This window comes from Pseudomonas sp. P1.8, from assembly GCF_001269805.1.
Lineage (GTDB): Bacteria > Pseudomonadota > Gammaproteobacteria > Pseudomonadales > Pseudomonadaceae > Aquipseudomonas.
Map to the genome: position 1 here is coordinate 1 of NZ_LHVM01000014.1, position 21,431 is coordinate 21,431.

General features: G+C 57.9%; 18 protein-coding genes and 2 pseudogenes. 13 read left to right on the plus strand and 7 right to left on the minus strand.

From position 1 onward, the window contains the following. The 5 genes and pseudogenes from AD668_RS29680 to gorA form a co-directional block, all read left to right on the plus strand. Positions 1 to 405, plus strand: a pseudogene (locus AD668_RS29680) (hypothetical protein); the annotation flags it as partial. Continuing rightward, on the plus strand, positions 402 to 1,349 hold the full coding sequence (locus AD668_RS14530) for a hypothetical protein (RefSeq protein WP_053159891.1): 948 nt from the start codon (positions 402 to 404) through the stop codon (positions 1,347 to 1,349). The pseudogene AD668_RS29680 and the gene AD668_RS14530, both read left to right, overlap by 4 nt. Continuing rightward, positions 1,346 to 1,600: a hypothetical protein gene (locus AD668_RS14535; protein ID WP_053159893.1), complete on the plus strand. Its 255-nt coding sequence runs from the start codon at positions 1,346 to 1,348 to the stop codon at positions 1,598 to 1,600. Before AD668_RS14530 ends, AD668_RS14535 begins: the two co-directional genes overlap by 4 nt. Further along, a complete protein-coding gene (locus tag AD668_RS14540; RefSeq protein WP_053159895.1) occupies positions 1,597 to 2,526 on the plus strand; it encodes a hypothetical protein in 930 nt (309 codons plus the stop codon). The genes AD668_RS14535 and AD668_RS14540 overlap by 4 nt, the downstream gene beginning before the upstream one ends. A 203-nt stretch (positions 2,527 to 2,729) precedes the next feature. Next, positions 2,730 to 4,088, plus strand: coding sequence for a glutathione-disulfide reductase (gene gorA / locus AD668_RS14545; RefSeq protein WP_053159897.1), 1,359 nt, complete (start codon positions 2,730 to 2,732; stop codon positions 4,086 to 4,088). Here the strand turns inward: gorA and AD668_RS14550 are convergent. Next, positions 4,085 to 5,095 (minus strand): DNA-binding protein, encoded by a 1,011-nt coding sequence (locus AD668_RS14550; RefSeq protein WP_053159899.1) that lies wholly within the window; start codon positions 5,093 to 5,095, stop codon positions 4,085 to 4,087. The two genes, gorA and AD668_RS14550, sit on opposite strands and share 4 nt — an antisense overlap. Positions 5,096 to 5,380: 285 nt before the next feature. Here AD668_RS14550 and AD668_RS14555 point away from each other — a divergent pair, with 285 nt between their 5' ends. The 3 genes from AD668_RS14555 to ahpF all read left to right on the plus strand — a co-directional run bounded on the left by AD668_RS14555 (position 5,381) and on the right by ahpF (position 8,707). Beyond that, positions 5,381 to 6,316, plus strand: coding sequence for a site-specific integrase (locus AD668_RS14555; RefSeq protein ID WP_053159901.1), 936 nt, complete (start codon positions 5,381 to 5,383; stop codon positions 6,314 to 6,316). 137 nt (positions 6,317 to 6,453) lie between these two features. Further along, positions 6,454 to 7,017 carry an alkyl hydroperoxide reductase subunit C gene (gene ahpC / locus AD668_RS14560; protein ID WP_007975937.1) on the plus strand — a complete coding sequence of 188 codons (564 nt, stop codon included), beginning with the start codon at positions 6,454 to 6,456 and terminating at the stop codon, positions 7,015 to 7,017. Between the two features lie 127 nt (positions 7,018 to 7,144). Then, positions 7,145 to 8,707 carry an alkyl hydroperoxide reductase subunit F gene (gene ahpF, locus AD668_RS14565; protein ID WP_053159903.1) on the plus strand — a complete coding sequence of 521 codons (1,563 nt, stop codon included), beginning with the start codon at positions 7,145 to 7,147 and terminating at the stop codon, positions 8,705 to 8,707. A 164-nt stretch (positions 8,708 to 8,871) separates the two neighbouring features. Here the strand turns inward: ahpF and gloA are convergent, their stop codons facing one another. Further along, entirely contained in the window at positions 8,872 to 9,393 is a 522-nt protein-coding gene (gene gloA, locus AD668_RS14570; RefSeq protein WP_053159905.1) for a lactoylglutathione lyase, read from the minus strand. 145 nt (positions 9,394 to 9,538) lie between these two features. On the opposite strand from gloA, the gene AD668_RS14575 reads away from it, so the two are divergent. After that, on the plus strand, positions 9,539 to 10,057 hold the full coding sequence (locus tag AD668_RS14575; RefSeq protein ID WP_053159906.1) for a DUF4946 domain-containing protein: 519 nt from the start codon (positions 9,539 to 9,541) through the stop codon (positions 10,055 to 10,057). A 163-nt stretch (positions 10,058 to 10,220) separates the two neighbouring features. On the opposite strand, the gene AD668_RS14580 is transcribed toward AD668_RS14575, so the two are convergent. Together AD668_RS14580 and AD668_RS14585 are read right to left on the minus strand one after the other, a co-directional pair. Next, positions 10,221 to 10,586, minus strand: coding sequence for a histone-like nucleoid-structuring protein, MvaT/MvaU family (locus tag AD668_RS14580; RefSeq protein ID WP_053159907.1), 366 nt, complete (start codon positions 10,584 to 10,586; stop codon positions 10,221 to 10,223). A gap of 232 nt (positions 10,587 to 10,818) precedes the next feature. Beyond that, entirely contained in the window at positions 10,819 to 12,351 is a 1,533-nt protein-coding gene (locus AD668_RS14585; RefSeq protein ID WP_053159909.1) for an EAL domain-containing protein, read from the minus strand. A gap of 468 nt (positions 12,352 to 12,819) precedes the next feature. Here AD668_RS14585 and hppD point away from each other — a divergent pair, with 468 nt between their 5' ends. Next, entirely contained in the window at positions 12,820 to 13,896 is a 1,077-nt protein-coding gene (gene hppD / locus AD668_RS14590; protein WP_053159911.1) for a 4-hydroxyphenylpyruvate dioxygenase, read from the plus strand. Between the two features lie 60 nt (positions 13,897 to 13,956). Here hppD and rarD read toward each other — a convergent pair whose 3' ends face one another. From rarD to AD668_RS14605, 3 genes are all read right to left on the minus strand, one after another. Then, positions 13,957 to 14,838 (minus strand): EamA family transporter RarD, encoded by an 882-nt coding sequence (gene rarD / locus AD668_RS14595; protein WP_053160407.1) that lies wholly within the window; start codon positions 14,836 to 14,838, stop codon positions 13,957 to 13,959. Positions 14,839 to 15,020: 182 nt separating this feature from the next. Continuing rightward, positions 15,021 to 16,034, minus strand: coding sequence for an aldo/keto reductase (locus tag AD668_RS14600; protein ID WP_053159913.1), 1,014 nt, complete (start codon positions 16,032 to 16,034; stop codon positions 15,021 to 15,023). A 154-nt stretch (positions 16,035 to 16,188) separates the two neighbouring features. Continuing rightward, on the minus strand, positions 16,189 to 17,499 hold the full coding sequence (locus AD668_RS14605) for an MFS transporter (RefSeq protein WP_053159916.1): 1,311 nt from the start codon (positions 17,497 to 17,499) through the stop codon (positions 16,189 to 16,191). Between the two features lie 171 nt (positions 17,500 to 17,670). On the opposite strand from AD668_RS14605, the gene AD668_RS14610 reads away from it, so the two are divergent. The 3 genes and pseudogenes from AD668_RS14610 to AD668_RS14620 form a co-directional block, all read left to right on the plus strand. Continuing rightward, a complete protein-coding gene (locus tag AD668_RS14610; RefSeq protein WP_053159918.1) occupies positions 17,671 to 18,795 on the plus strand; it encodes a sugar diacid recognition domain-containing protein in 1,125 nt (374 codons plus the stop codon). A 199-nt stretch (positions 18,796 to 18,994) separates the two neighbouring features. Then, positions 18,995 to 20,140 (plus strand): glycerate kinase, encoded by a 1,146-nt coding sequence (locus tag AD668_RS14615; protein WP_053159920.1) that lies wholly within the window; start codon positions 18,995 to 18,997, stop codon positions 20,138 to 20,140. Positions 20,141 to 20,225: 85 nt separating this feature from the next. Further along, positions 20,226 to 21,395: pseudogene (locus tag AD668_RS14620) on the plus strand (pyridoxal phosphate-dependent aminotransferase); the annotation flags it as partial. Between the last annotated feature and the right edge of the window lie 36 nt (positions 21,396 to 21,431).

A 21,431-nucleotide genomic window follows, 5' to 3' on the forward strand; every position in this document is an offset into this window, starting at 1 on the left:
TACCGCCATCTGATCAAGAACAGCCCCAACCAACATTTCAAGCCGCCGCGTCCCTGGCGGGACATGACGCCGCACTGGCTGGTCAGCAGCGTTTGCGAGTGGATACCGTTCAAGGACGGTCAGGGTCTGCGCCTGAGTGGTCCCTTCAAGGCGCTACGCGATGTCTTGGGCACAACCCCCAGCAGCGTTTCCCTGCGGTTGCGCTATCGCACGCCACTCCTCGCCATGCTCGGCGCCCCGACCTTCATCGGTGGCGAAGCAGGGCTGGCCTTTACCTTGAGCGACAGCACCGGCGTGATCGCGCTGCGGAACGACCCGACGCCTGAGCTGGATCGTGTCCCGCGCTACCGGCTCGGCGAGGATCATCCCGGCGCCTCTTACCTGCAACCCAAGGACAAACCATGAGCACGCCCGAGGCAGGCACCACAAAAAAACGGCTGTTGTCGCGCAATGATTATTTGGCGCCGCTGCCCATCCCTACCGGAGAAAAGCCGTGTGATGTGCTCAACATCATCTGGCGCAAGAACGAGGTGTTTCTGGATGTCGGCAACTACAGCATCGGTTCGGCGGTGATGACCATTTGGCCGGGGGTGATGCTGTTTTTAGCCATGTCTTTTTTTACTCGAAATCTCGACATTGAATTCAGTCAAGAGATTTTGATATTGGGCGCAGTTATTATGGGCATTCCTATCTGTTTGGTAATCCAAGGCCTCTTCCGCGAAGTCCCCTTACCCATACGCTTCAACCGCCAACGCCGCGAAGTCTGCGTCCCACGCGATAACGGCGAATACTGGCTCGTCCCCTGGGAAAGCGTGACCGCCGCCGCCACACAGCACTCTTCCGTCAGCCAGGCTGGCCGCAACACGATGGGCTTGCTGGTCATCGGCTTCGAGAATCCGGATCCCCACGCCGAGGAAGACAACAAGCACTTTTCGCTGGGCTTCCACTGCGGCGGCGGCACCACGGCGATGGCGTTGTGGGAGTGCATGCGCAGCTACATGGAGATCGGGCCGGACGTTGTCGAGGATCAGACAGCACGTTTCGACCGCTCGAAAGGGATTTGGGCAACCTATCTGGATGATCTGGTAAAGGCCGCGAAGCTCAGGGGTTGGCTGGTAACTGCCTTGTGGGAGGGATTCTGCGGAATTTTTATCTTCAATACCTTACTGATCGACGTGCTGGAACGTTGGAAGCTAAACCCGCCGCCGGACCTGATCCACCCCGACATCATCGAATGGTCCAAACCACTCCCCCCGGAACAATGGGCCAAACGCTCCCCGGAACTGGAAGCCGCCATCGCCAAACGCGAGGCTGAACTCGCTAGCCAGCAAGAGCGAGAGCTGGCGTGACGACAAATCCTCAAGGCCGGTTGCCCAGCACCGTTTCCCTGCGGTTGCGCTATCGCACGCCACTCCTCGCCATGCTTGGTGCCCCGACCTTCATCGGTGGCGAAGCAAGGCTGGCCTTTACCTTGAGCGACAGCACCGGCGTGATCGCGCTGCGGAACGACCCGACACCTGAGCTGGATCGTGTCCCGCGCTACCGGCTCGGCGAAGATCATCCCGGTGCCTCTTACCTGCAACCCAAGGACAAACCATGAGCACGCCCGAGGCAGGCACCACAAAACAACGGCTGTTGTCGCGCAATGATTATTTGGCGCCGCTGCCCATCCCTACGGGAGAAAAGCCGTGTGATGTGCTCAACATCATTTGGCGCAAGAATGAGGTGTTTCTGGATGTCGGCAACTACAGCATTGGTTCAGCGGTGATGGTGCTCTGGCCGATGGTGGTACTGTTTGCATTTATGGGTTATCTGTTCAGAAATGATCACGATGAAATGCACCTTTTTGCGGTGATGACCACCATCATTATTGGTGTGCCTACCGTTCTCTTGATCCAGGCCCTATTCCGCGAAGTACCGCTCCCTGTGCGCTTCAACCGCCAACGCCGCGAAGTCTGCGTCCCACGCGATAACGGCGAATACTGGCTCGTCCCCTGGGAAAGCGTGACCGCCGCCGCCACTCAGCACTCTTCCGTCAGCCAGGCTGGCCGCAACACGATGGGCTTGCTGGTCATCGGCTTCGAGAATCCCGATCCCCACGCCGAGGAAGACAACAAGCACTTTTCGCTGGGCTTCAACTGCGGCGGCGGCACCACGGCGATGGCGTTGTGGGAGTGCATGCGCAGCTACATGGAAGTAGGGTCGGAGGCTGTACCTGATAGCCGAGTAGGAATTGCACCCTACGAAGAAACGCAAATCGGTTCGATCATTTCTGACCTGCGCAAGGGGGACCTCATAGGTGTTTTATGGGGGATATTCTGCATTACGATTTTGGGGACGTACCTGGCGGAGAAAGTTCAGAATTTGAAGCTTTCACATCCGCCTGATCTGCCTTATCCCGACATCATTGAATGGTCCAAACCACTCCCCCCGGAACAATGGGCCAAACCCTCCCCGAAACTCGAAGCCGCCATCGCCAAACGCGAGGCTGAACTCGCTACCCAGCAAGAGCGAGAGCTGGCGTGACGACGAATCCTCAAGGCCGCTCGTTCTGCGGCGCGCATCAGTGGATTCCGCTCAGGGCAGGCCAAGGCTTGGCTCTGAGCGGCCTTTTTAATACGTTGCCGAGTGTGTGCACATGACGCTGAGGCGTGAGGGGCTATCGGGTGCCGCCTTGTGGCGGCAAGTGGGTCGAGTGATATGCTGTCGGCCTGCCGAGGAGATTGAAAATGGCCTACGATTTTGACCTTTATGTGATTGGTGCCGGTTCCGGCGGTGTGCGGGCGGCGCGGTTTGCGGCCGGGTTTGGCGCGAAAGTGGCGGTGGCCGAGAGCCGTTATTTGGGCGGGACCTGTGTGAACGTCGGCTGTGTGCCGAAGAAGCTGCTGGTGTATGGCGCGCATTTCGCCGAAGACTTCGAGCAGGCGTCTGGTTTTGGCTGGACGCTGGATGAAACGCAGTTCGATTGGGCGACGCTTATCGCCAACAAGGACCGCGAGATCAATCGCCTGAACGGCATTTATCGCAATCTGCTGGTCAATAGCGGTGTGTTGTTGCATGAGGGACACGCGAAAATCATCGATCCGCATCAAGTCGAGGTGAATGGCGAGCGTTTTACCGCTAAAAATATCCTGATCGCCACGGGCGGCTGGCCGCAGATCCCGGAGATTCCGGGGCATGAACACGCGATCAGTTCCAATCAGGCGTTCTTCCTCAAGGAGCTGCCAAAGCGAGTTCTTGTGGTTGGCGGTGGTTACATCGCTGTCGAGTTTGCCGGGATTTTCCATGGCTTGGGCGCGCAGACCACGCTGTTGTATCGTGGTGAGTTGTTCCTGCGCGGTTTCGACGGTTCCGTACGCAAGCATTTGCAGGAAGAGCTGACCAAGCGTGGAATGGACCTGCAATTCAACGCGGACATCGAGCGCATCGACAAGCAGGTCGATGGCAGCCTGAAAGTTACGCTCAAGGATGGACGTCAATTGGAAGCCGATTGTGTGTTCTATGCGACCGGTCGGCGTCCGATGCTCGACAACCTTGGCTTGGAAAACACCAGGGTCAAACTCGACAAGAAGGGCTTTGTTGAGGTCGATGATTTGTATCAGACCGCCGAGCCGTCGATCCTGGCCTTGGGCGATGTCATCGGTCGTGTGCAGCTGACACCGGTGGCGCTGGCTGAAGGCATGGCCGTTGCGCGCCGCCTGTTCAAGCCTGAGCAATATCGTCCGGTGGATTACAAGATGATCCCGACGGCGGTGTTCAGCTTGCCGAATATCGGCACCGTCGGTTTGACCGAAGAGGAGGCTCGCGAAGCTGGCCATGAGGTGCAGACTTTCGAGAGCCGCTTCCGCCCGATGAAGCTGACCTTGACCGAATGTCAGGAGCGCACCTTGATGAAACTGGTGGTGGATGCCAAAACCGACAAGGTGCTGGGTTGCCACATGGTCGGCCCGGAGGCCGGGGAGATCGTTCAGGGCCTGGCGATTGCCTTGAAGGCGGGCGCGACCAAGCGCGACTTCGACGAAACCATCGGCGTGCACCCGACGGCCGCCGAAGAGTTCGTCACCATGCGTACGCCGGTCACCGGTTAATCGTCTTTGGCTGAGTCTGGCGCCGTCGTAACGACGGCCGCCAGACGCACGCTTTCCTCCAGGTCTGCCTGGGCTTTGGTCAATTCCAATTCCAATGATTTGTTGATCTGCGACTGCTCATCGACATTCTGTTTGAGCGCCTGACTTTCCAGCAGGGCGATGCGCAAGCGTTCCTGGAGGAGGGTGCGCTCGCTGTCTACGCGGGTTGTCTGCTCCAGCAGTTGATCCTGACGGGTATTGCTTTGCTTGAGCTGCTCCTGCATCAGGCTCAGCTCCCGCAGCGTGCCGCGGTTCTCAGTCAGCAAGCGCTCGTTGTCTCGGTGCAGCTGGGTGATTTCGTCCTGACGGACAAGCGCGCTCTGCTGCGCCTGACGCAATTCCACCTGAAGTTGTTGCACCTGGCCTTCGTGGCGACTCAGTTCTTGCTCGCGCTGTTCCTTCACCGCGTTGCGATAGTGCTCCAGCGCCTCGCGAGCGTGCAGGTGCTTCTCTTCAAGGGAGCGGATCTGCTCGTCCTTGTCTTGCAGGCGCAATTCGAAATCGGTCAGCGCCTGGTTCAGGCCGGCGTTGCGCGATTGCTCCGCTTGCAGCATGGCACGGGTTTCTTGCAGGGCCTCGGAGTCCTGGGTCAGCGCCAGGCTTTGAAATTCGTATTGCTGCTGCAATTCGGTGTTGTTGTCTTGCGCCTCGGTCAGCTGAATCTCCAGCGCTTTGCGTTGCTGCTCGAACTGTTCGCGGGCCTGGTCGACAGGCTCTTGCGCCTGCTGCTTGAGCCGTTGCGCCAGTCGCGCGACCAGCGCCAACAGTTCATCGTCAATCGGTTCCGACGTTTCTTCAGTGTTTTCGACCCGGTCGTCCAGCTCTTTGAGGTAGCGATGGATCGTGGTTTTCGAGCCCGTGTTGCCCATCTCGATTCGCACAGCATCAATGCTGGGGTTTTCCCCTCGAGCAAGGATCGCCAACCGGGCAGCCTGCACTACCACTTTATTTACGCCGCCACGAGCCATGAGATCTCCTACGATTTATTGCTGTGGTACATACCACTACATTACACATTGTACCATTCATAATAAAAAGTTAAATGCTGAATGTTATTAACACGGGATATACTGGTATTACCCCGTATGAAGGCTGGTTTTCAGCATCAGTGGCGCAATTTCGGTACACAAAACCCCTGTAGGAGCGAGCGCGCTTGCGAAAAACCAGAGAGCTCCGCACAGCCAGGCAGCGAGCGTCATCGTTAACATCCCTCGCGAGCATGCTCGCTCCTGCAGGTGGTGAAGGTGATTTGAATGAGTGATATCGAGCGTTACCTGCAAGCCGCGACACGCGACAACACCCGGCGCAGCTATCGGGCGGCCATCGAGCACTTCGAGGTGGTGTGGGGCGGTTTTTTGCCGGCGACAAGCGATAGCGTGGCGCGTTATCTGGTTGCCCACGCCGGGGTGTTGTCGATCAACACCTTGAAGCTGCGCTTGTCGGCGTTGGCGCAGTGGCACAACAGCCAGGGCTTTGCCGATCCAACCAAAGCGCCGGTGGTACGCAAGGTGTTTAAAGGCATACGGGCGCTGCACCCGGCCCAGGAGAAACAGGCCGAGCCTTTGCAGCTTCGCCATCTGGAACAAGTGGTGACATGGCTGGCGCAGGAAGCGCAAACAGCGAAAGCCAAAAATGACCGTCCTGCTCTGTTGCGCGCCAAACGGGATACAGCATTGATCCTGCTGGGTTTCTGGCGCGGCTTTCGCAGTGATGAGTTGTGTCGGCTCCAAATTGAACACGTGCAGGCCAGCGCCGCCGCCGGTATCACGCTGTATCTGCCGCGTAGCAAGAGTGATCGCGACAATCTCGGCAAAACCTACCAAACCCCGGCATTGCAGCGATTGTGCCCGGTGCAGGCCTATATCGACTGGATCACTGAAGCGGCGCTGGTACGCGGACCCGTTTTCCGCGGCGTCGACCGTTGGGGGCATTTAGCTGAAGAAGGTTTGCACGCCAACAGCGTGATTCCATTGTTGCGTCAGGCGTTGGAGCGCGCGGGTATCTGCGCCCAGCATTACACCAGCCACTCGCTGCGCCGTGGTTTCGCCACGTGGGCGCATCAAAGTGGATGGGACTTGAAGTCGCTGATGAGCTACGTGGGCTGGAAGGACATGAAGTCCGCGATGCGCTACATCGAGACCAGCCCGTTTCTAGGCATGACGCGCCTGGAAACACCAATCGCACTGTAAATTCAGTTTTCTTCTATTAATTCCGGTGGCTAATAGCCAAAGCCAATCAGCAGCATCAGATTTGCCAATGAGCTATCGAGCGATTGGATAGGTAAAGTTCTTTCCATCAACTTCTTAACCCTGACGGAGAGTCAACGATGCCTATCATCAACAGCCAAGTTAAACCTTTCAAAGCTGACGCCTTCAAAAACGGCGACTTCGTAAAAGTCTCGGACGCTGACCTGAAAGGCAAGTGGTCGGTGGTGTTCTTCTACCCAGCCGACTTCACCTTCGTTTGCCCAACCGAGCTCGAAGACCTGGCTGACAACTACGACGCATTCCAGAAGCTGGGCGTCGAGATCTACAGCGTTTCCACTGACACCCACTTTGCCCACGCTGCCTGGCACAACACTTCGCCAGCCATCGGCAAGATCCAGTACACCATGATCGGCGACCCGACCCACGCCATCTCCCGCAACTTCGACGTACTGATCGAAGAAGCTGGCCTGGCTGACCGCGGCACCTTCGTGATCAACCCTGAAGGCCAGATCAAGATCGTTGAACTGAACGATGGCGGTGTAGGCCGTGACGCTTCCGAGCTGCTGCGCAAAATCAAGGCTGCCCAGTACGTCGCTGCCCACCCAGGCCAGGTTTGCCCGGCCAAGTGGAAAGAAGGCGAGGCCACTCTGGCTCCGTCCCTGGACCTGGTCGGCAAGATCTAAGTCTGTGACGCGCTTCATCAGGGCGGACATCCGCACCTTCTAAGCAAGCTGCACCGCCCAACAAAAACGCCCGGGCGAGATTCGCTCGGGCGTTTTTTTGTCTCAAGAATTCAAGGAAATCGCCCGTATGTTGGACACCAATCTTAAAGCCCAGTTGAAATCGTACCTGGAACGGGTCACCCAGCCGATCGAGATCGTTGCTTCCCTCGACGACGGTGCGAAATCCCAGGAAATGCTCGAACTCTTGAAAGACGTTGCCAGTCTTTCCACCCTGATTACCTTGCTCGACAACGGCGATGATGCGCGTAAGCCGTCGTTTTCGATCAATCGCCCGGGCGCCGATATCAGCCTGCGTTTCGCCGGCCTCCCGATGGGCCACGAATTCACTTCGTTGGTGTTGGCGCTGCTGCAAGTCGGTGGCCACCCTTCGAAAGCCAGTGCTGAAGTGATCGAACAGATTCGCTCGCTCAAAGGCGAGTTCACCTTCGAGACTTACTTTTCGCTGTCCTGCCAGAACTGCCCGGACGTGGTCCAGGCACTGAACCTGATGGCCGTGTTGAACCCGAACATCCGCCACGTTGCTATCGACGGTGCGTTGTTCCAGGCTGAAGTCGATGAGCGCCAGATCATGGCGGTCCCGAGCATCTACCTCAACGGTGTGAACTTCGGTCAGGGCCGCATGGGCCTGGAAGAAATTCTCGCCAAGATCGACACCAGCGGCATCGAGCGTCAGGCCGAGAAGATCAGCGCCAAGGAAGCCTTTGACGTGCTGGTAGTCGGCGGTGGCCCGGCGGGTGCATCGGCCGCGATCTATGCAGCGCGTAAAGGCATTCGCACCGGCGTCGCGGCAGAGCGTTTTGGTGGTCAGGTGCTCGACACCATGGCCATCGAAAACTTCATCTCCGTGCAGGAAACCGAAGGGCCGAAACTGGCCGTGGCGCTGGAAGAACACGTTAAGCAGTACGACGTGGACATCATGAACCTGCAGCGCGCAGACAAATTGATCACGGGTAAAGAGGGCGAGCTGCATGAAGTCCACTTCGCCAGTGGGGCGAAGCTCAAGGCCAGAACCGTGATCCTCGCGACCGGTGCACGGTGGCGTGAAATGAACGTCCCCGGTGAGCAACAATACCGCAACAAGGGCGTGGCGTACTGCCCGCACTGCGACGGTCCGCTGTTCAAAGGCAAGCGAGTGGCGGTGATCGGCGGTGGCAACTCCGGCGTCGAGGCGGCTATCGACCTGGCCGGTATCGTGTCGCACGTCACGCTGCTGGAGTTCGACGTGCAGTTGCGTGCCGATGCCGTATTGCAGCGCAAGTTGCACAGCCTGCCGAACGTCACCGTGATCACCCGTGCGCAAACCACTGAAGTGACTGGCGACGGTCAGAAGGTCAACGGATTGCGCTATAAGGATCGCCAGACGGACGAACAGCACACCGTGGAACTGGAAGGGATCTTCGTGCAAATCGGTTTGCTGCCCAATACCGATTGGCTCAAAGGCACCATCGAGCTGTCATCTCGTGGCGAGATCATTGTCGATGCGCGTGGTGAAACGTCGGTGCCGGGCGTGTTCGCAGCAGGTGACGTGACGACTGTGCCGTACAAGCAGATCGTGATCGCGGTAGGTGAGGGTGCCAAGGCTTCGCTCAGCGCATTTGATCATCTGATCCGGACTTCGGCCCCGGCATAAAAGGCGGCGCTGAAAACACAAACCCCATGAGTGATCATGGGGTTTTTGTGTGTGTTGAAAAAGATTGCAGCCTGCGGCAGCTACTACGGGAGAAAAGCATTTCAAGTCAATGCAAACCTCGTTCTTGTAGGAGCTGCCGAAGGCTGCGATCTTTTGATTTTGATTTAGAGCGGCGCTGGCTGGATGATCTCGACCCAGTAGGCATCCGGATCCTTGATGAACGCCAGGCTCTTCATGCGGCCGTCGCTCAGGCGTTTCTGGAAGTCGCAGCCCAGTGCTTCAAAACGCTCGCACGCGGCGACGATGTCCGGCACCGAGATGCAGATGTGGCCGAAACCGCGCGGATCGGTATTGCCGTTGTGGTAGGCAAAGTCCGGGTCGTTTTCGGTGCCGTGGTTGTGGGTCAGCTCCAGAATGCCCGGAATCGACTTCATCCATTCGGTACGTGCAGCGGTGTCAGCGGGAATCTGGCTTTTATCGACCAGCGCCAGAAAGTACAGGCTGAACTCGGCTTCCGGGAAGTCACGTTTTTCTACCAGGGTGAAGCCCAGGATGCGCGTATAGAAATCCAGGGATTTGGTGATGTCCTTGACCCGCAGCATGGTGTGATTGAAGACGAACTTCTGGGTGGCGGTGTCTGGTTGGGCGGTGACGCCCGGGAAGCTGTTCAATTCGTGCAGGCTCATGGACCCTCCGGAAAATATGTGGGCTAACGAATGGCGACAATGATACGCAAGGGCTCTGACATCGCCAAACGCAAACGCTCAGCTATTGCCTGACCGGGCGGTCCGGGCTCAGACTTTGTTGATCAATTTGTGAGTACTGAGTGCAATGTTTCGATTCGGTCATTCGTTATTCGTTCTGTTAGCTTTGCTGTCGGGCGTTAGCCTTGCGTTCGCTGAAGCCCCCGTCGTGACGTGGCCACAAGGCTGGCAGGTTGAAGCCGTTCCCGAAGTCGATGTCGGTGTGAGCCGCCAGCGAGCAGTGAAAAATGATCAGGGCGGCGCGCCGGTCATGGTGATGGAGCTGACGATGAGTCAGGTCGAAAGCAATCACCAGGTAAACCTGGAAGGTGTACTGCTGGAAATGCGCAAGTCGGTGCAGAAGGACTTTTTTGCGAGCGGTTATCAAAGTGTTTGCACACGCATCCACTCCACTACGTTGAGTCGATTGGCGGCGCTTGAGACAACCTGCACTATCACGCAGAACGGCAGGCATGTGCTTTCACAAACATTGGTCGCCGCGATGGATGCCGATAAAGCCTATGTTCTTTCTTACGCCGGACAGGCCGAGGCTTACAAGGCGAGCATGGGGGAAGTAGAGGCAGCGCGTAACAGCTTGAAACTTTAGTAATCCGGTGTGCGGTCTCGACACAAGAAAAAATTTTAGATACCCAAACGGATTAAGCACAAAGTTGATCGGCAGTTAGGTAAGCGTGCGCTACCTTTACGCGGATTTAAATGACACCACAGAAAAGCCCTGCATTGGCAGGGCTTTTCTGTGGGTACAAATGTTAGCCGCGAAGCCAGGAGTCAACGGTGGCGGCGCCATATTGTTCCTTCCAGGCTTTCAGGCCGCGATGGTTGCCGCCCTTGGTTTCAATCAGTTCGCCAGTGTGCGGGTTCTGATAAACCTTGACCACGCGAGCCCGGCGGGTTTTAGGTGCGGTGGCCTGTTGAAGACCGGATTTGCTCGGGTTCGGATCGAGAATGGCGATGATGTCGCGCAGGCTCTTGCCGTAAGTTTTCATCAAACCCTGGAGCTTCTCCTCGAATTCGATTTCTTTCTTGAGCCCGGCATCGTTCTTCAGGGATTCGAGCTGCTTGAGCTGTTCTTGAAGGGCCTTTTCGGCTGCACGAAATTCAGCGAGTCTGGACAATATCTTTACTCCAATAGTGTGTTTGGTTGATACCAACCGCAAACAAAGCTATAAGCCAAGAGCTTTGAAGCGACTCGGTGATAATGGCTCACCTGCCAATTTAGCGCGGGCATGAAAATTGTAGTAGTTAATTGGCCAAGAGTAAATCCTGACTTTTTCTTCATGTAACTAGAGTAGTAATTTGATTCACTTTGGTGCCTGTACACGTTGTCTTGTCGGTTAAGTCCGTTAGTTAATGGTCACTTAATGCACTAATGAACTCTGCACCAGACATCGGTTTGCCGAACAGATAACCCTGAAGGAAGTTCACACTTTGAGCGCTCAGGTAGTCACTTTGTCGTGGTGTTTCCACGCCTTCGGCAACCAGTGCCAGCTCGAGCTTGCCCGCCAGTTCGATGATGCTGTCCAGAATATGACTGGAGAGGGTATCGACGCCGATCATGGCGACAAAGCTCTGGTCGATTTTCAAGAAATCGACATTAAACTGGTGCAAGTAACCAAGGCTTGAGTGACCGGTGCCGAAGTCATCGATGGCGAATTTCACGCCCAACCCATGGAGTTGTTCGATCAGTTGCAGGGTGATGGCCGTGGGTTCGATCAGTTCCCGCTCGGTCAGTTCCAGCACCAGATGAACGGAGCCTGGAACAAATGCATCGAGAAACTCACGGCAATCGTTGACCAATTCCAGATCCTGGCAATGACTGGCGGTGATGTTGATACCGATATGAAAGGGCTCGCTGAAGGAGTCCGATTGCGGGGCGAGCAGGGCGGCGGTTTGTTTCATCAGCGAGCGGGTCATCGGCACGATCAGACCGGTGTGTTCGGCAAACGGAATGAACAGGTCTGGGCGCACCAGGCCTTCCTTTGGATGTTTCCAGCGCATCAATACTTCACACCCGGCCCAGCGCTTGCTGTCGCCATGCACAACGGGCTGGAAGTATGGAATGAACTCCGATGCTTCCAGCGCCCTTTGCATTTCATGGGTCGGCGACATTGAGCGCTTTTGCAGGAAGTGAACGATGGCACCGGCGATCACACCGAAAAAGATCAGCAAACTGAACAGCGGTGGGTATTCGCTGCGTATGTATCGCCAGGCTTCGCCTTCAGGGAAACCTGCCGATACTTTAAAAGCGTATTTTTTCGACAGCTCAGTGCTTTGGGCGACGGGCAATTCAGGCCGCGCGCTCGTATGGACTTTACCGTCAGCCGACAACCAGTCGGGGCCGACCTGGAGCAGCAACGCAGCCTTGCCGCCAATCAGGCGCAGGATGTTGCTCAAGTGATAACCATCCAGGGTCGTCAGTGCGCCTTTTTTGCCTTCACTGAGTCGATATACCAGCAGTGCCGTGTCGGGGGTCACCGGGTTGCCATTCATCAACCATAACCCGCCGTGCGTGTAGTCACCGGGATTGACTATTTCGTGAAACTCACCGAACAGCGAACTGCAGTAAAGATCGTTGTCCCACACCAGGTTGGTCGAGCGCACGAAAGGACGACGGGTCACTTGTTCGCGCAGGGCAAGCGTGACGTCTTTGCAATTCTGCCCGGCCAGTGGCAGTAACGCCTGAGCTGCCTGGGCCGTGTTGTCGAGCATCAGGTCGAACTGGTGAATTGCTTCGAGGGCGGTTTGTGCCGAGCTTTGCTGGAGTGTTCGCTGCGCCTGCATATAAAGAATGACGGATCCCAGCAGGATGGGGATCAAACCACTGATCAAGGTGATCGCCATCCTGAGTCTGCGTTGGCGGGATTTGACTTTCAGTGGCATTCGCGAAACCTGTTGCGATGAAATTAGGCTCTCAAATGCTGGTAGGGCAATACGCCTCCCATAAAGAGTTCGGGTATAGGCCATGATAGTTGGCCCTGGGCGGTTACGCTGCCGTCATATTGTCAGCCGTGGCGTGCACCTGCAGGGGGCGTGATTCTGGCAGGGATTTATCTGCGCAATAAACCCCTTGCGCGCTCAGGAAAAAAGGGGATTTTATACAGAAGGCGGACAAACCGTTTTACGCTGTGTAGAATCGGGTTACGCATACAATAATAATCGTCTTCTGGCAGCAGCAGAAGCCTCGCCCGCAAGAGCCTTGGGTCGACAATGAAGATATTCGGGTTTCAACTGATCTACGGTGACTTCCTCGCACGCAGCGTGCGGGGTATCTCCTGCGCGCCACCCACCGGTCTCAGCATTGCTAGCAAATAACCTTTGTTAATTGATAAAAATGATGAGGCGCCGACCATGGCAGATTTATACGAAAACCCAATGGGCCTGATGGGCTTTGAATTCATCGAGCTCGCTTCCCCGACTCCGAACACGCTGGAGCCGATCTTCGAGATCATGGGCTTCACCAAGGTCGCGACCCACCGCTCCAAAGACGTCCACCTCTACCGTCAGGGCGCGATCAACCTGATCCTCAACAACGAGCCCAACAGCGTGGCCTCGTACTTCGCCGCCGAACACGGTCCGTCGGTGTGCGGCATGGCATTCCGTGTCAAGGATTCACAAAAGGCCTATAACCGAGCGCTTGAACTGGGTGCCCAGCCGATTCACATTGAAACCGGCCCTATGGAGCTGAATTTGCCGGCGATCAAAGGCATTGGCGGCGCGCCGCTATACCTGATCGACCGTTTCGGCGAAGGCAGTTCGATTTACGACATCGACTTCGTGTTCATTGAAGGCGTTGACCGTCACCCGGCCGGGGCTGGCCTGAAGATCATCGACCACCTGACCCACAACGTGTATCGCGGTCGCATGGCCTACTGGGCCAACTTCTACGAGAAGCTGTTCAACTTCCGCGAAATTCGTTACTTCGACATCAAGGGCGAGTACACCGGGCTGACCTCCAAAGCGATGACCGCGCCTGACGGCATGATCCGTATCCCGTTGAACGAAGAATCGTCCAAGGGCGCCGGGCAGATCGAAGAGTTCCTGATGCAGTTCAACGGCGAAGGCATCCAGCACGTTGCGTTCCTGTCCGATGACCTGATCAAGACCTGGGATCACCTGAAAAACATCGGCATGCGCTTCATGACCGCGCCACCGGAAACCTACTACGAAATGCTCGAAGGTCGCTTGCCGAATCATGGTGAGCCGGTGGGCGAACTGCAGGCTCGGGGCATTTTGCTGGACGGTTCGTCCGAGTCGGGCGACAAGCGTCTGCTGCTGCAGATCTTCTCGGAAACCCTGATGGGGCCGGTGTTCTTCGAGTTCATCCAGCGCAAGGGCGACGATGGTTTCGGCGAAGGCAACTTCAAGGCGCTGTTCGAATCGATCGAGCGGGATCAGGTACGCCGTGGTGTGCTGACCACTGACTAAGCGGATGTAAATGTAAAAAACCGGTCCTTTGTGACCGGTTTTTTTGAAGATCAAAAGGCTTTAGGGTCTGCGCTGTCGGACCAGATGCTTGAACCCTTCAAACACCAGCACCAGCACCGCCATCCAGATCGGAATGTACGTCAGCCACTCGCCGGCCTTGATACTTTCCCCCAGCAACAATGCCACGCCCAGCAACAGCACCGGTTCAACATAACTCAACAACCCGAACAGGCTGAAGGGCAGCAAGCGGCTGGCAATGATGTAAACCACCAGTGCCGACGCACTGATCACGCCCAGCACCGGAATCAACAGCGACAGCCACGGATGCTGCTCGAACACGCCGAAGCCTTGCGCGCCACTCAGCACGAACCAGAAGGCCACGGGCAGCGTCAGCGCCATGTCCAGCCACAAGCCGCCGAGGTTGTCGGCCTTCAGGCGTTTACGCAGAACGAAATAGGTCGGGTAGCCAATGCATACCAGCAAGGTCGCCCAGGAGAAACCACCAACCTGATACAACTCGTTGATCACTCCGAGGCAGGCGAACACCACGGCGACTTTTTGCAGATACGAGAGACGTTCGCCATAGGCAATGCGCCCGGTCAAGACCATGGTCAGCGGCAGCAGGAAATAGCCGAGGGAGACATCCAGGCTGTAGCCGTTGAGCGGTGCCCACATGAACAGCCAGAGTTGTACGCCCAGCAGGGCTGAGGAGGCAAACAGACCTGCGATCAGTTTTGGCTTGGCGATCACGCGCCGGACAATCTCGACGACACGTTTCCATTCGCCGGACCAGATCATGAACACGGTCATGCACGGCACGGTCAGCAGCATGCGCCAGCCAAAAATTTCCACGCCGCTCAGGGGAGTGAGCAACGATGTGTAGTAATACATGACGGCGAACAGCACCGAGGCTGAAACCGATAGAGCGATACCTTTAGACAAGCTGTCCTCGCGAGGTTGACGGTGAAACGGGGTGCGGAGGATACGTGGTTTTAGCGATAAATACTGACCCACTGATCAACACCTTCCTGCGTAGGAGCCGACTTGCCGGCGAACCAGACGATGCGGTACGTCAGGCACGCCCTTTTCGCTGGCAAGCCAGCTCCTACAGAAGATGAGTTTCGTCAGACATCATGTGGTTTACGGCCCGACACAAAATGGCTCACATCATTGAACCCCGGCGTCGACGCATGCCCCGGCGTCACCAGTGAATCAATGAACGCTTCGTCTTCGGCAGTGATGTTCACCGCTTGCGCCATAGTGTAGGCGTCCCACTGCGCTTCGGTGCGGGGCCCGACGATGGCTGAAGTGACCGCATTGTTGTTCAGCACCCAGGCGATGGCGAACTCAACGATGCCAACGCCGCGCTGTTGGGTGTACTGCTGGATTTGCTGGGCGATGCGCAAGGATTCGACGCGCCACTCGGTTTCCAGAATTCGCTTGTCCGCACGCCCGGCACGGCTGTTGGCGTCCGGCTTCACATCCGGCGCGTACTTGCCGCTGAGTACGCCGCGCGCGAGCGGACTGTAAGGCACCACGCCAAGTCCGTAGTTTTGCGCGGCGCTGAGCTGCTCGGTTTCGGCCTGGCGGTTGACGATGTTGTAAAGCGGCTGGCTGATCACCGGCCGGTCGACGCCCAGCTTGTCGGCTACACGAATCACCTCGGCGATGCGCCAGCCACGATAGTTGGACAAGCCCCAGTAACGGATCTTGCCCTGGCGAACCAGATCGCCAATGGCCGATACCGTGACCTCCAGCGGCGTATTGTGGTCTTCGCGGTGAAGGTAATAGATGTCGAGGTAATCGGTGCCCAGGCGCACCAGGCTGGCATCGATGCCATTGAAGATGTGCTTGCGGCTTAAACCGCTGCGGTTCGGAACGCCGTCCACCGGGCCGAAACCGACTTTGGTCGCGAGTACCCATTCCTGCCGGCGACGGGCAATCGCTTCACCGACGATTTCTTCGGAGCGACCGTTGGTGTAGACGTCGGCGGTGTCGATGAAATTGATGCCCTGGTCCCAGGCCTTGTCGATGATCCGCAAGGAATCTTCGGTGCTGGTCTGTTCGCCGAACATCATCGTGCCCAGGGTCAGGGTGGACACCTGAAGACCTGAATGACCCAGCGTGCGATAGCTCATGAGCAAATCCTTTTACCAGTGGGAAAGGCTCAATCAGATATCAGAATTGTTGGATATGGCAAACGAAAAGATCGCAGCCTGCGGCAGCTCCTACACAGAAATGACATTCACATTGTAGGAGCTGCCGCAGGCTGCGATCTTTTGATTTTCGCTTTTAAGCGCGCAGGGTTCGGGTCATGCGCAACGCCAGCAAACTACCGCAGACGATGACACCCGCCAGCAGATACAGCGCCGCATCGGTCGACCCGGTGCTGTCCTTGACCCAACCCACCAGGTAGGGGCTCAGGAAGCCGGCCATCTGCCCCATGGAGTTGATCAACGCCAGACCACCGGCAGCCGCACCGGCGCTGAGCATCGCGGTCGGCACTGGCCAAAACATTGGCAGGCCGGTGAGGGCACCCATGGTTGCGATGGTCAGGCCGAGGATGGCGAGGGCCGGGTTGGCGGCGAAGTTTACGGCGATCAACAGACCCAACGCGCCCATCAGCATCGGTACAACCAAATGCCAACGACGTTCCTTGCGCAGGTCTGCCGAGCGTCCGACGATCAACATGAACACCGCCGCCAGCAGATACGGAATCGCACTGAGCCAGCCAATCACCAGATTATCGCTGAAGCCCAGGTTCTTGATGATCGACGGTAGCCAGAAGTTGATCGCGTAGACACCGCTCTGGATACAGAAGTAGATCAGGCCGAAGGCCCAGATCGCCGGGTTCTTGAACACCGCCAGCAGCGAATCGGTGGTGGTTTTCGGTTTGCTGGCCAGGTCCTCGGCATGGTCGGCTTCGAGCACCGAGCGCTCGAACGGGGTCAGCCATTTGGCATTGGCATAGCTGTCGCTGAGCAGGAAGTAAGCCAGTGCGCCGAGCACAACGGTCGGAATACCTTGCAGCAGGAACATCCACTGCCAGCCGGCAAGACCACCCTGGCCTGCGGCGAAGTGATTGAGAATCCAGCCAGAGAAGGGACTGCCGAGCAAACCCGAAACCGGGATCGCCGACATGAACAACGCCATGATGCGGCCACGGCGGAAGGTCGGGAACCACTGCGAGAGGTACAGCACCACACCCGGGAAGAACCCGGCTTCGGCCGCGCCGGTGAACAGGCGCAATGTATAGAACTCGGTCGGTGTGGTGACGAAAAGCAGGCAGGTCGACAGCGTGCCCCAGGTGATCATCATCAGCGCGATCCAGCGCCGTGGACCGAATTTGGTCAGGGCCAGGTTGCTCGGTACGCCGCACAGCACGTAGCCGATAAAGAAGATCCCGGCCCCGAGGCCGTACACGGTTTCGCTGAATTTCAGCGCGTCGAGCATCTGCAGCTTGGCAAATCCAACGTTCACCCGGTCGAGGTAGTTGAACAGGTAGCAGATGAAAATGAACGGAATCAAACGCAGGGTAATGCGTTTATAGACGGCGTTTTTATCGTCAGCGATGGCCTGGGACGCTACGGCGCTCTGTGACATGGCGGCTCTCTCTTTATTATGATTTTTTGCGATGCAAAGGGTAACGTTGATCGCCCTGAGAGTCTCGACCACCCTAACGGTTGCTGTCTTTGTGCCGGCGCACAGGGTTTGCGAACCCACCCTGTGCGGGTGAACAACCCGTTCCTTCAAATCTCTTCAAGGATTACGCCTATGTTCGAACTCGATCACGACCTGGCCCAGGACATCGTCGACCGGGCGATGGCTATTCTGCCGTACAACGTCAATGTCATGGACAGCCAGGGCCTGATCCTCGGCAGCGGCGAACCTGAGCGGGTCAACACCCGGCACGAAGGTGCGCAACTGGTGTTGGCCAACGGTCGTGTGGTGGAGATCGACGCGCAAACGGCGATCCATCTCAAGGGCGTGCAGCCGGGCATCAACCTGCCGCTGATGCTCGATCAGCGCTTGATCGGCGTACTCGGCATCACCGGTGAACCCGAGCAACTGCGCACCTATGCCGAACTGGTGCGCATGACCGCTGAAATGTTGGTGGGCCAGCGCAATCAGCAGGCCGAACAGCAATGGCGGCGCCAGCGTTGCGATGACCTGTTGGCGTTATTGCTCAGCGACGCCGGCAGTTCACCGCGGTTGATCGACGAAGCTCAGCAATTGGGCCTGAAGCCGCAATTGACCCGTGTGCCGTACCTGTTCGAGTTAGGCATGGAGCACGGACCAGGGCAAACCGCCGAGGCACTCAACGCCTGGCTGACGACCCGTTATCCCGACAGCTGGTGCGTGAACTCGGCGAAGTCTTCGCTGCTCTGGTGCCGACCGGCCAGTCACTCCATCGAGAATGACCGTTTGCTGGATAAGCTCGACGCCCTGGGTTGGAACATCCTGCGCCTGGCCGTAGGCGGGCAGGCCGATGGACTGAGCGGCTTGCGCCGTTGCTATCGCCGGGTTGGCGACTTGCTGGCCTACGGCCGCGATGTGCTGCCCGGTTCTCGATTGCTGACGCTCCATCGCTATCGCCTGCCGGTCATGCTCTGGCGTCACCGCAATGACGATGCCCTCGACGAGTTGCTGAATCCGCTGCGCAAGGTCATCGCCAAGGACAACAACGGTCAGTTGCTGGCGACTCTGCGCAGTTGGTGCGAACACGACGGTCAGAGCCAGGCTTGCGCCGATGCCTTGGGGATTCATCGCAACAGCCTGCGCTATCGGATGGAGCGGATTGCCGAACTCAGTGGAGTTGACCCATTGCGCCTCGACGGCATGTTGGCGTTGTACCTGGGCGTGCAGCTACTGCCGCAGACCGATATACATACCCCGTAGGAGCTGCCGCAGGCTGCGATTTTTTGATCTTGAAAAATCAAAGTCAAAAGATCGCAGCCTGCGGCAGTTCCTACAGTGAGCGTGTGTATCTCGGGTTTTGTGGAAATGAACAATAATCCTCACAACCACTTGTGCAGCGGACCGGCGTTATTGTGTGTGGCGGCTGGCAGCATGTAGGCATTGGAACTGGAGAATTCCCATGAAAATCGTGATCGCCCCCGACTCGTTCAAAGACAGCCTCAGCGCCCAAGGCGTGGCCGATGCCATTGCGCTGGGATTGGCTGAAGTCTGGCCCGAAGCGCAATTGATCAAATGCCCGATGGCCGATGGCGGGGAAGGGACGGTCGAATCGATTCTCGCTGCCTGTGAAGGCGAGCTGCGCCGCAATGAAGTACGCGGTCCGCTGGGTGCAACGGTCAACGCCGCCTGGGGCTGGTTGCCGCAAAGCCACACCGCGATCATCGAAATGGCCGAGGCCAGTGGCTTGCAGTTGGTGCCCGTGGATCAGCGCGATGCCTGCATCAGTAGCACCTTTGGCACCGGCGAATTGATTCGCGCGGCCCTCGACGCCGGCGCGCAACGGGTGATTCTGGCGATTGGCGGCAGCGCGACCAACGACGGTGGTGCGGGCGCGGTGCAAGCCTTGGGCGTGAAGCTGCTCGATGCCCAAGGGCAGACCTTGGCGCCGGGTGGCCTGGCACTCTCGCAACTCGCGCGGATAGACCTGCGCGACATCGACCCGCGTTTGGCACACGTGCGTTTCGACATCGCCGCCGACGTCAACAATCCGCTGTGTGGCCCGCATGGCGCCTCGGTGATTTTCGGCCCGCAAAAAGGCGCTACACCCGAGCAGGTCGAACAACTGGACTGCGCCCTTGCGAATTTTGCGGGGCATTGTGCAAGCGCCTTGAAAAGGGATGTGCGCGACGAGCCCGGCAGCGGTGCGGCGGGTGGTTTGGGATTTGCCGCAAAGGCCTTCCTGGGCGCGCAATTCAAGGCCGGGGTCGAAGTGGTGGCGGAACTGGTGAACCTGGCCGAAACGGTCGCTGGAGCCGATCTGGTGATCACGGGCGAAGGTCGTTTCGATGCACAGACCCTTCGCGGCAAGACGCCGTACGGCGTGGCACGCATCGCAAAACTACAAGGTGTGCCGGTCATTGTGATCGCCGGCACGCTGGGCGAGGGCTATCAAGCGCTGTACGACCACGGCATCGATGCAGCGTTTGCCCTGGCGAGCGGGCCGATGAGCCTGGACCAGGCGTGTACCCAGGCGCCGCGCCTGTTGCGTGAGCGAGCCACCGATATTGCCCGGGTCTGGTGGATGGCCAGCCGTACACGCGGATAGTTTCTGCGATGCGCATTCGAAGGGTGGCGTGTTTCATGAATTGAGATAGGGTTGAGGCTAGGAATTCGCGCGACAGGAGAACGACATGCGCTATTCAGCCTTGACCCAACGAATCGCGGGAGAAGGAGCGGCGGCCTGGCAGATTCATGATCGAGCGCTGGAGCTGCGCGAGCAGGGGGCCGATGTCCTGCTGCTCTCGATCGGCGATCCAGACTTCGAGACACCCAAACCCATTGTTCAGGCCGCGATCGCCAGTCTGCTGGCTGGCGACACTCATTACCCCGAAGTACGGGGCAATCGAGGGTTGCGTAACAGCATCGCCCGTCAACATCGCCAGCGCAGCGGTCAACCCGTCGATGCAGACCATGTCATCGTCTTTCCGGGTGCGCAGTGCGCCGTGTACTCGGTCGCACAATGCCTGCTGGACCCGTGCGATGAAGTGATCATCGCCGAGCCCATGTATGTGACCTACGAAGGCGTGATCGGCGCGTGTGCAGCCAAACTGGTGTCGGTGCCCGTTCGTTCGGCAAACGGGTTTCGCGTGGATCCGGCCGATGTCGCCGCTCGGATCACACCGAAGACTCGAGCCATTTTACTCAACAGTCCGAACAATCCTTCCGGCGCCAGCCTGTCGCTCCCCATCTGGCAAGCGCTGGCTGCGCTGTGCATTCGTCATGATCTGTGGCTGATCAGTGACGAGGTCTATAGCGATCTGTTGTACGAGGGTAAGCACATCAGCCCGGCCAGTCTGCCGGGCATGGCCGAGCGCACTGCGACGATCAACAGTCTTTCCAAATCCCATGCCATGAGTGGATGGCGGGTGGGATGGGTGATCGGCCCCAAACCCATGGCCGAACACCTGGTGAATCTGTCGCTGTCGATGCTGTTCGGGATTCCGGACTTCGTGCAGAACGCTGCGCAATTGGCGCTGGATCAAGACCTGCCGGAAGTCGCCTGCATGCGTGAGGAGTATCGCCAGCGGCGCGACCTGGTGTGCGCAAGTCTGAGCCTGTGTCCGAGCCTCAGGCCTGTTCGGCCCGATGGCGGGATGTTCGTGATGGTCGATGTACGAAAGACCGGATTGTCCGCCCAGCACTTCGCCGAGCGGCTGCTCGAAGGGTATGGCGTGTCGGTACTGGCGGGCGAAGCGTTCGGCCCGAGTGCGGCGGGGTACATCCGCATCGGCCTGGTGGTGGATCAAACCAGGCTGGCGGATGCCTGTCGACGCATGGCGTTGTGTGCGGCGGATTTGCTGATATCGGGGATAACACAGTCTTCTGGCGCCACTCAT